Origin of the sequence: Terrilactibacillus tamarindi, assembly GCF_009718825.1 — a bacterium.
Taxonomy (GTDB): domain Bacteria; phylum Bacillota; class Bacilli; order Bacillales; family Sporolactobacillaceae; genus Terrilactibacillus; species Terrilactibacillus tamarindi.
Window position 1 is genome coordinate 1 of sequence record NZ_WNHB01000006.1, and the last position, 15,579, is coordinate 15,579.

At 36.4% G+C, this 15,579-nt stretch carries 12 protein-coding genes; 5 read left to right on the forward strand and 7 right to left on the reverse strand.

The features are described from left to right. Positions 1–70 precede the first annotated feature (70 nt). Both GMB86_RS04890 and GMB86_RS04895 read right to left on the reverse strand, forming a co-directional pair. Positions 71–1,534 carry an NCS1 family nucleobase:cation symporter-1 gene (locus GMB86_RS04890; protein WP_155217398.1) on the reverse strand — a complete coding sequence of 488 codons (1,464 nt, stop codon included), beginning with the start codon at positions 1,532–1,534 and terminating at the stop codon, positions 71–73. Positions 1,535–1,971: 437 nt separating this feature from the next. After that, a complete protein-coding gene (locus tag GMB86_RS04895; protein ID WP_268987291.1) occupies positions 1,972–3,156 on the reverse strand; it encodes an MFS transporter in 1,185 nt (394 codons plus the stop codon). A gap of 206 nt (positions 3,157–3,362) precedes the next feature. On the opposite strand from GMB86_RS04895, the gene GMB86_RS04900 reads away from it, so the two are divergent. Then, the gene (locus tag GMB86_RS04900) at positions 3,363–3,920 is read left to right on the forward strand and encodes a PadR family transcriptional regulator (protein ID WP_155217400.1); all 558 of its coding nucleotides are present in this window, start codon (positions 3,363–3,365) and stop codon (positions 3,918–3,920) included. Positions 3,921–4,020: 100 nt separating this feature from the next. Here GMB86_RS04900 and menC read toward each other — a convergent pair whose 3' ends face one another. Together menC and GMB86_RS04910 are read right to left on the reverse strand one after the other, a co-directional pair. Further along, positions 4,021–5,148, reverse strand: a complete 1,128-nt coding sequence (gene menC / locus GMB86_RS04905) for an o-succinylbenzoate synthase (RefSeq protein ID WP_155217402.1) — start codon at positions 5,146–5,148, stop codon at positions 4,021–4,023. Between the two features lie 251 nt (positions 5,149–5,399). Beyond that, positions 5,400–6,827: a glycoside hydrolase family 68 protein gene (locus tag GMB86_RS04910; protein WP_155217404.1), complete on the reverse strand. Its 1,428-nt coding sequence runs from the start codon at positions 6,825–6,827 to the stop codon at positions 5,400–5,402. A 678-nt stretch (positions 6,828–7,505) separates the two neighbouring features. Between GMB86_RS04910 and GMB86_RS04915 the strand changes: the two genes are divergently transcribed. Continuing rightward, positions 7,506–9,572, forward strand: a complete 2,067-nt coding sequence (locus tag GMB86_RS04915) for a cation:proton antiporter (RefSeq protein ID WP_155217406.1) — start codon at positions 7,506–7,508, stop codon at positions 9,570–9,572. A 55-nt stretch (positions 9,573–9,627) separates the two neighbouring features. On the opposite strand, the gene GMB86_RS04920 is transcribed toward GMB86_RS04915, so the two are convergent. Then, positions 9,628–10,311, reverse strand: a complete 684-nt coding sequence (locus GMB86_RS04920) for a type 1 glutamine amidotransferase (protein WP_155217408.1) — start codon at positions 10,309–10,311, stop codon at positions 9,628–9,630. A 275-nt stretch (positions 10,312–10,586) separates the two neighbouring features. Continuing rightward, positions 10,587–11,438 carry a MerR family transcriptional regulator gene (locus GMB86_RS04925; protein ID WP_155217410.1) on the reverse strand — a complete coding sequence of 284 codons (852 nt, stop codon included), beginning with the start codon at positions 11,436–11,438 and terminating at the stop codon, positions 10,587–10,589. Between the two features lie 300 nt (positions 11,439–11,738). Between GMB86_RS04925 and aguA the strand changes: the two genes are divergently transcribed. Next, positions 11,739–12,854, forward strand: a complete 1,116-nt coding sequence (gene aguA, locus GMB86_RS04930) for an agmatine deiminase (RefSeq protein WP_155217412.1) — start codon at positions 11,739–11,741, stop codon at positions 12,852–12,854. A 180-nt stretch (positions 12,855–13,034) separates the two neighbouring features. Here the strand turns inward: aguA and GMB86_RS15690 are convergent, their stop codons facing one another. Then, a complete protein-coding gene (locus GMB86_RS15690) occupies positions 13,035–13,124 on the reverse strand; it encodes a putative holin-like toxin (RefSeq protein ID WP_219995051.1) in 90 nt (29 codons plus the stop codon). Between the two features lie 347 nt (positions 13,125–13,471). On the opposite strand from GMB86_RS15690, the gene GMB86_RS04935 reads away from it, so the two are divergent. Then, a complete protein-coding gene (locus GMB86_RS04935; protein ID WP_155217414.1) occupies positions 13,472–14,209 on the forward strand; it encodes a WecB/TagA/CpsF family glycosyltransferase in 738 nt (245 codons plus the stop codon). A gap of 157 nt (positions 14,210–14,366) precedes the next feature. Further along, entirely contained in the window at positions 14,367–15,494 is a 1,128-nt protein-coding gene (locus GMB86_RS04940; protein ID WP_155217416.1) for an NADH-dependent flavin oxidoreductase, read from the forward strand. Positions 15,495–15,579 lie beyond the last annotated feature (85 nt).

Here is a 15,579-nt window from a genome sequence, read left to right on the forward strand (position 1 = left end):
AATCTAAAAAAGAGTAAGGATTTTATATTTATCCTTACTCCTTCTTTATCTTATTTAATTAGAAGTGCCTTTACATCGTTTCATGGGCTTCTTTTGTCACAAATGGTTCTTTTTTGGTAACTGCCAAATATACAATTCCTGTTAAGACAACACCAATTGGCCAAGAGAAAGGTGCCAAAACGGAGAAAGTAGGAATTAAGGCAAGAGGAACAGTAATAACAATACCAATTGCAAGAGCAACAAAGGCTTTTGGATTATACCCTTTTTGATACCAATACGGCTCGGAATCGCCTTCGTTGTATAAGGCGTGGACGTCTATTTTTCCTCTTTTTATGAGATAATAGTCGACAATCATAATGGCAAAAATAGGTCCCAAAATGGCCCCTAGACTTCCTAGAAAATAGTTGACTGCCATAGGGCTTCCATAAATTTTCCAAGGTAGTACGAGTACAGACAAAATGGAGGTAATCAATGCTCCCCGTTTAAAATCGATATGTTTAGGCATGAGATTGGATAAATCATACGCTGGTGAAACCAGATTCGCCACAATATTAACACCCATGGTCGCAATAATAAAGACAATGGCTCCAACAACTAGGAAGAAGGGATTATCAATCTTTTGAACAAGCAGCACTGGATCCGTAATCGCTTTTCCAAAGACCGTGATAGTTCCCGCCGTAATCACGACACTGGCAAGAGCAAAGGCTGTGAAATTTACAGGTAAACCGAGAAAATTACCTGCTTTTGTAGTCTTAACAGAAGGTGAAAATCGAGTAAAATCACTCACATTCAAAATAATCGTTGAGAAATAGGCTACAACGAGTGAAATCGCGCCAAAGAAGGCTAAGATCGCTTGACCGGTTGAAACATGAACTGGACTAGTCCCAATATTGATTTTCCCTCCAGCTTTAACCGCGATCCAAATGATTAAAACAAGCATCATGATATAGACGGCTGGTCCACAAAAGTTATCAAACTTACGAATAAACTCCATTCCATAGGTAAAAATGATGACTTGTAAGAGCCATAGAAAAAGGAACCCGACCCAACCTAGAAGTGATAAACCAAGGAAGCTATGTGTTGTCCAGCTCTTTAAATTCGGAAATATAACAAGCAAAATAGCCGTTACAGCAACGGATGATAGATAAGTCTGAATACCGTACCAAAATACGGCAACCACACCGCGAATAATAGCGGGAATATTACCGCCAAATACACCGAAAGATATCCGTGATAAGACAGGATATGGGACACCTAATTTCGTCCCTGCCACGCCTGTTAAATTAGCTAAGTAATAAACAATAAATGCCCCGATGATTTCTGCAATTAGAACTTGCCATCCTGTCAACCCGAGGAAGAATAACCCCGCCGCAAACGTATAGGCTCCGATGCTATGGACATCCGACATCCACATAGAAAACAGACTGTAGACTTTCCAATTTCTCTCTTTTGCAGGTGCCAAATCCTCATTATAAAGCCGTTCGCTTTTCTCACTAATCGACCCCATAAAGAGTTCATCCCGATTACCTGACATTTAGCTTCCCCCTTGTTTTCGACATTCCATAATTTTAATAAATAAAAATAATTTAAAAGTATCAATAATTCTAATAATTACTTTTACTATTTTAACGTACTAATGAAAAAAGTCATTATTTAAACTAAACAAATACAAATTAACGTTTGTTAAAAATGCACAATAATCGTTCTTTCCATAACTCTTTATTTTTACGTCTTCACATAAAGTAAAACTTCCATCAGCGGGGGTTTTCTTCATCCCCCACGAATGGTTAGTTGAACCAATTGAACCTTTACGGGCAGTTGATCCCCCACCTATCTTATTTGAATACTCAGAATCTTAAGGATAGTGGTCTCTACTTGTCGTTAAGGCGGGATAAAAAAAAGAGATTGATTAAAGGAACTAATATCTTCCTTTAATCAATCTCTAAACTTTATTAAATCGTTTAATTGAGTTTAAACTTCCATTTCTATCTCTTTCTTATTTTCTACTGTTGAGGCTTTCTTTATTGGAACAAGTAATAAAAGAAATCCAATAAAGACAATAACTCCAGAAATTCCAAATGGTGCCTGTAAGAATAGTTTTTCACCAAACACTCCGGATAAAATCGGAGCTAATCCTGCACCAAACCAACGAACAAAATTATAAACACCCGACGTTACATTACGTGCATAAGGTGAGGTTTCCATGGCATATGTCGTGAATAACGCATTATTTAACCCACAAACTAGACCAGATAGAATAACTAGAACAATTTGTATCCACGCTACATGAATTGCAAATAAAAGAATAAGGACAATAGCAAAAGTCGGTAATGCCCAGGATAAGATTGATCTTGGCGTGTATTTCATTTCTAGCTTATGAGATAAAATAGCGGATCCATAGGCAAGACAAAGGCCCCAGCCAAAAAATATGAATCCAAGCTCTATAGCTGACAGGTGAATGACAAGAGGTGAGTAAGCTAAAACGGTGAAAAATCCATAATTATAAAACATACCGGATAATGCAACAAGAAGAAATGGCAAATACGTGATTAAATGGGCCATCTCTTTAATTCCGGCAGGTTTTTTTGCTTGTTTTTCTTTAGGTTCTGTCACGTTAAAATTGACTAATAATAAAGCAATAAAAATAAGAATACCTGTTGCAATAAAAGGATAACGCCATGTGTAGCCACCTAAAAGACCACCGAGTAAAGGTCCTAACGCCATACCGAGACCTATTGAAGCCTCATACAGTCCTATAGCCGAACTCGCTTCTTTAGACAAAGCAATGAGCAACGTCATTGCTGTTGCAAAAAACATGGCATTTCCAAGTCCCCATCCTGCTCTAAAGAAAGCCAATTCAGTAATGGTATTCGAGAACCCGCACAATAGCGCAAAAATCGTAACAATCAATAAACCAACAACCATCATGGCTTTGTTGCCAAATTTTCCTGCAAGTAAACCAGCAGGGAGCATCATGAACGCCATCATGAAAATATAAGCTGTAAAGAGTAACTCTACTTGCCAATGACTTGCTCCAATTTGTTCGGCAATGACAGGCAAAATAGGGTCCACAACCCCTATTCCCATAAATGCGAGAAATGTTGCAAAAACCGTAATCACCTTTCCTCGCTTACGTTTACCTTCCGTTAATTCCAATTGTTCCACTCCTTCACTAAGATTATCTGTATATGTCGTTATTTACATATGTTTGCTCGTATAAGTATAAAACATTGTCATCAATACGTCAATATTTACATATATAAATTTGGACATATCAATTTAATCGTATGTTATAATAATGGATAACTACTATTTGAATAAAACATCATATAAACTAATTATGTCGTTAAAGTGGAGGAAATATGAACACACTTGGATATGTCTTGCTTTCGATCATTAGCGTCAGACCGTATACAGGTTATGAGCTTGTCCAAATTATGGCTGCAGCTTCTTGGAAAGCTAAACACAGCCAAGTCTACCCTTTATTATCAAAACTAGAGCAACAAAGTCTACTGACTTTTGAATATGTCGAGCAAATGGGAAAACCAAATAAAAAAATTTATTCTATTACTGAAAAAGGTGAAGAGGCACTTATAGATTGGATCAAATCCGACTCTCCTGAACCCATTATTCGAGACGAATTCCTGATGAAGATTTATGCAATGAGGTTGATCGACATGAATATGGCAAAATCACTTATAGAAAAACGTCTTGCCATATTTGAAGAAAAAGTGACTTCCCGGGAAGCCACTCTTCAGGCGATTGAAAAAAAACATCAAGAAAAAATAAAAGACATTACCTCAAAGCAGTTCGGACGCTACGTTTTCTTTAAGAGAAGACACCAAATGGAAAAGGAAGAAATTTTATGGTGCAAATGGGTTCTTTCTCTAATCGATGACTATTCAAAAACAAAGGAATAAAGACCTCTGATCTTCACGCCAAAAAAGGTGGATAAACAAAAACGTTTATCCACCTCATCCTTTTGATTTTCAAATCATTCTTCACGCACTTTTGCTTCTTCTACTTAACTCTTTCATTACGATAGACTTTTTTATGCGTAAGGTATTTATTTACGGTATCTTGCTTTATTTCATAGCCTATTCCTGGTCCTTCAGGAACTTTTAGGATACCCGGCTTCCATAAAGTGACCTCAGGTGATACAATGTCTTCTTCCCAATAACGATTCGAAGCTGACGTATCTCCTGGAATTGTAAAGTTAGGTAGAGTCGTAAGCGCGATATTATGGGCACGTCCCACTCCACTTTCTAACATACCTCCGCACCACACCGGAATGTTTTTCTTCTTACATATGTCATGGATTTTTTTTGCTTCAGATATACCTCCCACACGACCAATTTTAATATTAATAATTTGGCAGCTACCAAGCTCAATCGCTTTTCGGGCATCTTCAGCTGAATGGATGCTTTCATCTAAACAAATCGGTGTTTGAATTTCCCTCTGGAGTTTTGCATGATCAATCATATCATCATGAGCGAGCGGTTGTTCGATCATCATTAAACCAAATTGATCTAATTCCTTTATAATAGGTAACTTTTTTAAAGTATAAGCAGAGTTCGCATCTGCCATCAAAGGTACATCCGATCCAAACCTGTCACGTATCGCACGAATCGGGCTCACATCAAAACCTGGCTTGATTTTCACTTTAATTTTCTTGTAACCTTCATTAAGATATTGGTCTACCTTGCCAAGAAGCAAGTCCACAGTAGGTTCAATGCCGATGCTTACCCCAACATCAATCATGTCTTTCTGTCCTCCAAGCCTTGACGCAAGCGATACGCCCTTTTCTTTACAATATAAGTCCCATACGGCGCCTTCAAGAGTTGCTTTTGCCATATTATTACCACGAATCGGAGCAAACCTTTTCAAAACGTCATCGGGATGCTGAATATCGGAATCGAATAATAAAGGAATGAGAAATTTTTCCAACATATACCAAACTGTATCTGTTGTTTCTTCATTATAATACGGCGAAGCGAGAGCCGTGCTCTCTCCATAACCGACTAAACCATCCTTGTCATAAACACTAACTAGAATAAAATCCTTACTCGTCATACGATCTAAACTCGTTTCAAAAGCGGATTTCAATGGTAAAGCTAATCTCTTTAATTCTACGGATTGAATATTCATAGGTACCCAACTTTCTATGTAACATGATGACTCTAAAGAAGTGTAAACCCTACATGAAAAAATGATGGAAAATTGGAGATATGGATAATAAAAATAGTTTACTCTAGTTTATCTTCACTTATCAACTAAAGGAAAAATTAGCAAAAACGTTAGATAGAATAAGTTTCATTAAGGTAAATAACCTTATCCTATTAACAAATAACCAAAAAAATGCCGATAGTGACTATCGACATTTTTTTCTCATTCCTTACTTATTCTTCAACCGTTAATTGCCCTTGCTCTAGCGTACTATCTTTTACAACAGACGTTTTAGATCCTTTAATCTTAACTAAGAAACTTGGAGCAAAAGTAGAATGGTGATCATCAAAGGTTCCTCTGTTTGTCATATAACTTGTAATAACTACGTTATCACCTTTTGTTTGTGGTATCGCAAAGTGAGAGTAAGACCAAGTAATATCCTTTTGATCGAGATCCATTTGTAAAACAAGGCCACTCCCGTTTAATGGCTTATATGATCCCGTTAAAGAATCTGAGACATAACCTAACATATAAATATCTTTTTTACCGATTCCATCAATGGTCATTTTAGATCCACGTGAGTCTGTGAATAAATACCATTTCCCGTCTTTTTTGAAAATGTTAGCTCGTTCAATTTCATCTGTTACTGTATTCGATGCTACCAATGGTTTCATGATTTTTTTTAACGTGTAATCATCATTTAATTCGATAATACCTAAGGCACCATTCGCCAATGTCGCATCTACCTTTTTAGGACTTTGCATTAGTTTGTTCTTTTCATCTTTGTAAAACTTATTGCCATGGCCATAATAAGCTCGATTAAATAGAGAATCATCGCCTTGATATCCAACGTCTGTTCCTGTATTAGCTTCAAAAACAAGGTATTTATGACCATTGTCTTCAACATAATGAGGATCTCTTAACGTATGGTTATCACCTTCTGATTCAATCCCTTGTTGAACGGTTTGATAGTATTTACCATCACCATCAAAGATAGATTTGTAATCTTCTATACTATCAACTTTTAGAGTATCGTAGTCTGGTTGAGAGACATTGACTTGGGCTGTCGTTAAGGTTTGTTTCCCATAATGTCCAGATTCCGGAGCATAACTGTCACGGTTTGTATAAAACAAACGAATTTCTCCATCAGATGTTAACGTAGCAGATCCAGACCATTCTTCTGCTTGGTCGTTTAGTATGAGATCATTCGGTATCAAATGATCATCTTTTTTAAATACACGCCCCGCATGTTTCCAGCTATCAAGAGATGTCTCGCCTACTTTTTGATAAAAAACATGAATGAACGTGTCACTTCCAACCTTTGGATTTCCCGCTAAGGCAAAGACAATCTGGTAACCATAATAATTAGCCACTGTTCCGTCAGCATTTTGCAATGGCCAACTATCCCATACATCTAAACCATCGACTGAAGGAATGTTTTTAATTGTATTTTTATCAAAATGAGGGACTTTAAATTGATCACTTTGTTGTTGTTCTGGAAACTTAAGCATATCAGAACGTGTGATGTGAGAAATTCCAAAGTCCTCATTATAACTCTTACTATCCTTATCCTTTGCAAAAGTCTGTGTCGCACCGCCTAAGAGAATTGCCGTAGTAAAGGTTAATACTGAAGCTTGTTTGACAAACTTTTTTATATTCATGATGTTCCCCTCTCAAAGTTGATGTGGAATTTTGTGTATGGTTAATTTTCAAGGAAACATCCTATAGGTTCCTTAGAATTGTTTTTTGATAATCTAGAAACTATCCGGTTAACAATCCAAAAAACTAGGTTTACTTCAACAACACAAGATTACTTAGATCGTGCCTTTTCGTCAATTAGTTCTAAAAGATTAGAATTATACTTAATGACCTATTTTAAATCATTTTTCCTAGGTAACATTTACTATTATCTTTTTTGCTTTTATGAAGGACTTGTAAACATTTTTAAGAACTCAAAATTTTAATTTTTCAATCTATAATCTTCAAACCTATACCATTTTGCCGTCACATTATCATTTAATCCCTTTTTTCTCACAAAACAGCCATGTCATTCTTTTAATATTTTGCAATTCTTGTAATATATATGTCAAATTTAATGGGACAAAAGAACGATATTATTAAACGGCTAAAATTGGAAGTTAATATGGGAGTTATTCATTAAAATCTCATCTAAACTACCAACCTTATCCAAAGTAGGGTTAATATATTGGGCCCAATTATAGAATGGTATCTCTTTAAAGTTTCATTAAATTAGATTGAGGTATATAAAAGTTATCTGTTGTTTTCAATCTAAATTGACATGATTAAATATAGATAATAAATTGTGTGAGGTGATACTTATGACTTTCCTACTAGCTTTATTTATCTTTTTTACGGTTATTATTGTAGCAACAATATTAAATAGGCAAATACCTGCTATTCCATCTGCGATCTGTCAAATTATTTTAGGGGCTGTTGTATCATTTTTACCTCTTCATTTATCATTCGATTTTGATCCTAACCTTTTCTTAATATGTATTATCGCACCTTTACTTTTTAGTGACGCTTGGCATGCATCGCCAAGAGAAATGTGGAAATATAAATTTCCTATCATACTAATGGCTTTAGGACTTGTCTTTACGACGGTTCTTTTAGTTGGGTTAATTATTCATTGGTTAATTCCTGCAATGCCAATTGCTGTTTCGTTTGCTCTTGCAGCCATTCTCTCACCTACAGATAATGTTGCAATGAAATCCATAACTAAAGGCCTTCCCTTGCCAAAGGGAATGATGCCGGTCCTGGAAGGTGAATCGTTGCTTAATGATGCTGCTGGGATCGTTTCATTTAAAGTCGCTCTAGCGGCAGCATTAACAGGTGTATTTACCATACACGGAGCCATTGTTAACTTTCTATTTATTTCATTTGGTGGAATCATTGTTGGAATGATCCTTGGTTACACGGTTTTAAAATTAAGGTTAGTTTTGCATAAATATGAATTTGAAGAAGTACCGATGATTGTTCTCATTCAAATTCTAACCCCTTTCATCATCTACTATATTAGTGAGGAGCTACATGTATCTGGCATCTTAGCTGTTGTAGCTGCGGGCATCATGCATGCCATAGAAAAAGATCGGCTCAGACGAACGACACCGAACTTGCAAATTGTTTCAACAAACACTTGGACTTTCTTCGGCTATACATTAAATAGTTTTGTTTTTGTATTACTTGGCTTCCTTTTACCCAACGTCTTTAGAAATTTATTTAAAGAAGATAACTTTGGTCAAGTGATTCTCATGACCTTTTTGATTGCCTTGTTATTATTCATTATCCGATTTCTTTGGATTTTTTCCCTACATCAATGGTTCGGAAAAGAAGGGACAAACCCATTTATTAAAATCAAGTCTAGTAAAGTACAGGTCAAATTAGACCCAATGATGTCAGAAAAATTTTCTCGGCTTCGCTATGCTTTCATTGGAGCGACTTGCGGTATCAATGGAACAATTACATTGACCATCGCGCTATCTATTCCATATAAGTTATCAAATGGGGCGCCCTTCCCTTTAAGAAATACCATCTTATTTATTGCAGCAGGGGTCATTTTATTGAGCTTGCTTTTTGCCGCCATTACTTTACCATTAATGTTAAAAAGGCCAAAAGAGAGTCAAAAAGGTAAAATGACTTTCCATGAAGCGAATCGTTTAATGCTACAAAGAACAATCTCTCTATTAAATAAAAAACAATCTGACGATAATCAATTGGCTTTGAACCATGTTATCAAAGACATAAAAGAACAACTTTTATATACTGAACAAGGAATTAATCATAGCCAATCAGCCCAGCGAATCAAAAAGTTATATTTTTTATCCTATCAAGCAGAACAAGATAAACTCTTAGCGCTTGCTCGAGAGAAAAAAATATCACCTAATCTCCAAGAAGCTTATATTGTTTACTTACAAAAAAGAGAGCAATTTGAACAATTACCTGATTTCTACCGTTTTTGGTTAAATATCCGGTATTTTTTCAAAAAACGAAAATCAATAAGAAATATAGATCAAGAAGATAATATAGATATAAATGATGACTTGGCTATTTATAAGCATTTTAGAGATACGCAGAAAATCGTCCTAAATGCAGCTCTTAATGCTATAAAAAAATACAGAACCCAAGCGAACCAAAAAGAAGCAGAATTTATCAGACAAAAATATGAAAGAGATATACAATTACTTGAATTAACACCCGAACAAGAGGACCAATTTAATCGTCAATTTCATGATATTCTTATTTTAGTGATACGAATGAAGCGGGATATCGTACAAGATATGTTAGATAACGAAGAAATAACGCCCGAAATTGGATTAGCATTACGTGAAAATATAAACTTTGATGAGATTCAGATCGTAAATCATACTTCAGCTGATGAAGCATGATTTGCGATCGCACTAAGGGAGGCGTTAAAACGAGCCGCTCGTTTTTTTTGATAATTCACTTTCTGACCATTTTATCTAGTAAACCAAAAAGAAACGTTTTATTTTCTTTCGGAATAGTAAACTTCATAATCTCTTGTTCTGTTTGAATATAGTCCCCCTTTTCTTGGAATTCAGCTTGACTATGTTTGACAATTTCTTTTAGATTCTCTTCCGTCATTTCAACATGGAATTGCAAACCTATAACATGTTTATCATATATAAATCCTTGATTTTCACAAACTTCACTTTCAAAAAGTCTCGTGGCTTTATCAGGTAAAGTAAAGGTGTCTCCATGCCAGTGTAAAACCATCAATTCCTGAGGGATGTGATCAGTAACATTTAAATCAGTGCATTTTTGGATAGGAAACCAGCCTATCTCTTTTTCTTTATTTTGATAGATCTTGCTTCCTAACGTATCCGCAATTAATTGAGCCCCTAAGCAAACACCGAATACATTTTTCCCTTGCAGAATACAATCAGAGATTAACTCTTTTTCTTTTGTTAACCAGGGATATCGGTTATCTTCATAAATATTCATGGGGCCGCCCATGATAACTAAGAATTCAACGTCTTCTACATTCGGTGCTTGATCTGACTCATATTGTTTAATGATTTCCAAAGCATGGTTATTCTCATGACACCAATCTTCTATTAACCCCGGACTCTCGTAGGGAACATGCTGAATAATATGTACTTTCATTGACTTTTACTCCAATCTAAAATATATTTTCATGCTATATTTATCATAACATTCTATCATTTAAATATATCATTTTCTCATCATAAACCTACACTAAAAGCCTTAAATTAAGCTTGTCGTTTGCGTTGAATCGTACTGTGGGTTGACCTCAACTAGATCAGCGTAACGACATTCAGTAGTAAATATGACATGGTTTTCACCATTTTTAACAGGTTTGGTAAGTCCCAGCCTCTGAAAAGGTGGGAAATAAAAAAAACAATAATTGAAGTTTCACTTTATGATTGACGCCTTTTAACAGGGATCTGTATTTCGTAACAAGCCTCTTCTACATTGTCAGTAATAGTGATGTCAATTTGAATAATATGCAAGGCATCCCCTACAATGTCCCAACCTTGATCATCACAATTGTCTATGAGCGATTTCAAACACCCAAATCTTTTTTGGGGATCAAACCCTCGATAATACGAACATATAAAAGTACCTTCTTCAAACGTCTTTGTATTCTGATCCACCGCATCCCCTTCTACAATAATGAACATCTCTGATTTGGGTATATTTATGGCTGAAGACGTCTGACGTACTTGATTAAGATAGTCTTTTGTCAGGATATCCCCAAACCGATTACTTGCCAATATCGGTATGGTCCCTTTGACCTTATTCTCTAACTCTATAAAACCATAGGACGACGTCTCTTCATCATCCATATTAACAATTCTAGGCAGGAGAATGTATTCTCTTTTTTTAAACTTTTTAAGAACAATACTAGCCTTTCTGTAGGTATCTTTAAATTGCTCGATGTGCGAAACACGTTGACTTAATATAGATGAAATTTTCTTTAGCTCGATGATCTGACTCTCTATGTCAGCAATCGATTTTTTTAATATATTAAGTGATTGTTCAACATTTCGATTGCTCATGAACGCTTTTATTTCCTTGATCGGCATACCAATTTGGCGAAGTTCTTTAATAGTACCTAAAACTTCATACTGTAAAATTGAATAATAACGATAGCCTGTCCTCGGATCGACTTCAGAAGGCTTAAACAAACCAATTTTATCATAGTGTCTTAACGTATCTACGCTTAATCCCCTTAGTTGAGCCATTTTACTTATGGTTAATTTCTTCATGACTTATCCCCCGTATCCCTCTCTCTTACTTTTATACTATAAATCATTTAACTTTTACAATAACTGAAAATTTCTAAAAAGGTTATTGACTTTAGTGTTACCCCAGAGTTTATGATCATGTTATAGAAAAGACATGATAGTTGTTTAGACAGAAAAAGATGTTTCGTTAAGTTAGGAGGTGCCGCATATGATCTGATCAAATCTTTTTTGGAATGTTCACCATTTTTTTATGAGGGTTTTAAAAGGAACTTATGAAAATGTCCGTCACTAATTAAAAGAAACAAATATGAGGTGTATAAAATGAAACCTTTAACAATAGGGTCAACCATTCAAAATAACAAGCCCACCCATGATGGCTTCTGGATGCCAGGCGAATTCGAACCTCATGAAGGAACGTGGATGTTGTGGCCTATTCGAACAGATACCTGGCGACTTGGTGCCAAACTTGCTCAAATGGCTTTTTACGATGTTGCGATATCAATCTCCCAATTCGAACCAGTGACTATGGGCGTTATGAGTCAGCAGTATGAACACGTTCGGTCCCTATTCCCTCCGCAGGTCCGTGTAGTTGAACTTTCCTACAACGATGCCTGGATGCGAGATATCGGTCCAACTTTTGTTAAAAACGGGCAAGGAGAGGTACGGGGAATTGATTGGGGTTTTAATGCGTGGGGAGGACTCAAAGACGGCTTGTACTTTCCATGGGATCAGGATCTGTTTGTGAAAAAGAAAGTTCTCGATATTGAGAGGAAACTTCGTTATGATGCGAGTCATATTATTTTAGAAGGAGGAGCCTTCACGGTTGACGGAGAGGGGACATTGATTACAACAGAACAGTGCTTACTAAATCCGAACCGAAATCCAAATTTGACACGTGAAGATATTGAATTACTTTTATGCGATTACTTAAATGTACAAAAAATCATTTGGTTAAAAAATGGAATGCTTGATGACGAAACCGATGGACATGTCGATGAAGTGGTTACTTTTGTAAGACCCGGCGTCGTTTGTATGAGTTGGACTGAAGACATGAGTGATCCACAAAATGAGGTATTAAATGCCGCTTATGAAGTGTTAAAACATTCAAAAGATGCAAAAGGAAGACAACTTGACATACACAAAATCCAAATACCTAAGCAACTCGTCCTTTCCGATGAAGAAGCTCGCTTAATTGATCGTGCCAAACAAAGCTACAGGCGCGGGTCAGGCACACGCCTTGCTGCTACCTATGTCAATTTTTACATTTGCAATGGAGGAGTCGTCATGCCTGCCTTTGGAGATAAACAGGACAAAAATGCCCTTGAACAAATACAAGCCTTGTTTCCTGATCGGAAAGTTATCCAAGTAAACACGAAAGAAATCGCCCTAGGGGGAGGAAATATTCATTGTATTACAGGGCAACAACCCAAGCCCTAATCACCCCTATCTCATTGTTTATACCCATCAGATAAGGTATAATTAAGCTGAATTAGGATCTAAATTTCTAAAATACCGTCAGTGCCACTAACACTGACGGAAGTGTAAACAGAATCGCTCAAAAGGCGATCGCACTGCAATTAAAAAATAATCCGCTTGAGTGGCCAGCTCGAGGGCGGGCTATTTTTTATGCTTTTCTTTAGACGACCCGATTAGAACAACTAAAGATGCGAAGTTAATCATCAGCGTGATCGTTTCAAATGTCGTCATTGCCTCACCCCCCTCCTTTTAACTAAAAGGAGGCAGCTTGCGTTCCGCCCTCGAACTATTCTATTTACTATTCTAGTATAACACACAAAAAAGAACATTTGTTCTTATTTTAGCCCTATGATATTATGACTAGTTTTTCTTAATATGATAAGAAAAAAGCTTAGTGGTCAATCCGTAAGAAAACAATAAGTAATATACATTTTTATAAAACGGCGTTTTTTATTGATTCTTATCTTACATACATGATCTAACCCTTCAACTTACAACCTTGACTATGACTTTTCTATGATTATATTATTAATAGTGATACATTAACCAAAAAGGTCAATTACAAATGAGGAACGAATATGAACAAGAAATATATAGGGAACATTGGCGTCAGCGTCATTACTAAGGATCGTTTTTTAAACGAATTTGTCGAAAAAATGAAAGGCGGATCCAAAAAGAACATCTTTTTCTTAAACGATCACTGCTTTAATATCGCTCAAAAGGATGCCGACTATCTTAACTATTTAAATCATGCAGATTATGTTTTAAATGATGGTTTGGGAATTACGCTTGGGGCCAAATTATTTAATATCGAGTTAAAAGAAAATTTAAATGGAACGGATTTAATGCCACACGTCTTAAAGACATGCGAAAACCTTGGTGCGTCGATTTTTTTACTAGGTGCAAAAGAAGAGAATATTGAAGCCGCCGTATCGAATATTCAAGCTTCTTATCCACATCTTCAAATTGCAGGATACCATCATGGCTATTTCAATTCCGATGAGAGGATAATTGAAAAAATCAATCAGTCTAAAGCAGATGTTCTAATTGTAGGTATGGGAGTTCCTCTCCAAGAAAAATTTATTGGTCAATATGATCAAGAGATCCATCCCCCAGTACGGTTTGCTGTCGGTGCCTTTATTGATTTTGCATCGGGAAATGTTCCTAGGGCGCCAAAATTAATGAGAAAACTTAATTTAGAATGGTTGTTTCGAATGGCACGAGAGCCTAGAAGAATGTGGAAAAGAAACTTTATTGGGCATGGTCTTTTCTTTATCAACGTCCTTCGTCTTAAGAAACAAAAGAATACAAAGTAAAATTGTAGAGGTTAGCTCTAAATTTCGGATGGCAAGGTCTTTCGAGGTTTAGAGCATTTATTTTGACGGTATATGTGGTTTAGATTAGGATAAAACTATTCATTAGATAGATTTAAAACTGTAATTTTTCTTATTACATTTTATTGGAGGAAATTTTATGACTAATCCAAAGTATGATGGGCTATTCAAACCATTTACTTTTTCCAATGGCATTCAATTAGATAATCGGATTATCTTAGCGCCAATGACCAACTACTCTTCAAATGAAGATGGTACGGTTTCAGACTCAGAAGTGAACTATTACATTCGTCGTTCCAAAGGCGTTAGTATGGTCATTACTGCTTGCACCTATGTTTCAGCTAATGGGAAAGGATTCTCTGGCGAATTTGCTGGCCATACAGATGAGATGATACCTAGTTTAAAACGTCTTGCAACGGCCATTAAAGAACAAGGAGCAAAAGCTGTACTGCAAATTTTTCACGGTGGCTGCATGTGCCCTCCTGATTTAGTTCCGAATGGCGATGTTGTCAGTGCGAGTGCTGTTCCTGCCGAACAAGAAGGTTCACCCACTCCACGAGAGCTAACCGATTCAGAGATAGAATCGATTATTCATGACTTTGGCGAAACCACTCGGAGAGCCATTGAAGCGGGATTTGATGGCGTAGAAATTCATGGTGCAAATGGATATCTGATTCAGCAATTCTTCTCACCTCACTCCAATCACCGAGAGGATCGTTGGGGCGGTAGTTTGGAAAAACGTTTAACCTTCCCACTTGCGGTTGTTAATGAAGTAAAAAAAGTAGTAGACACCCATGCAAAAGACCCTTTCCTTGTCGGATACCGTTTCTCTCCTGAAGAACCCGAAACACCTGGAATCACAATGAAAGATACACTTGCACTCGTCGATGCTTTAACAAATGAAAATCTAGATTACCTTCATGTATCCGTCCTCGATTTCTGGTCAAAACCTAGACGAGGAGTTGAAGATACTCGATCACGTATTGAGATCATCCAAGAGCGGATAGGTGATCGTGTACCAGTCATTGGTGTTGGATCCATTTATACAGCAGATGATGCTTTAAAAGCATTTGAAACAGGTATTCCATTACTCGCTATCGGACGTGAATTAATCATTGATCCTGACTGGGTTCAAAAGATTAAAGAAGGAAGAGAGAATGAAATCATCACTAAACTAAACAGGGATGACCAAGAAAAATTAGTTATTCCGGACCCACTCTGGCAAGCGATAATGAATACACCTGGATGGTTTCCAATTGAAGATTAACCATATATTCAAAGAAGCTTGGAGAGAACACGTTTAAGTTCTTTCCAAGCTTTTCTTATACTTTAAGAAAGTATAAGTGCAACTA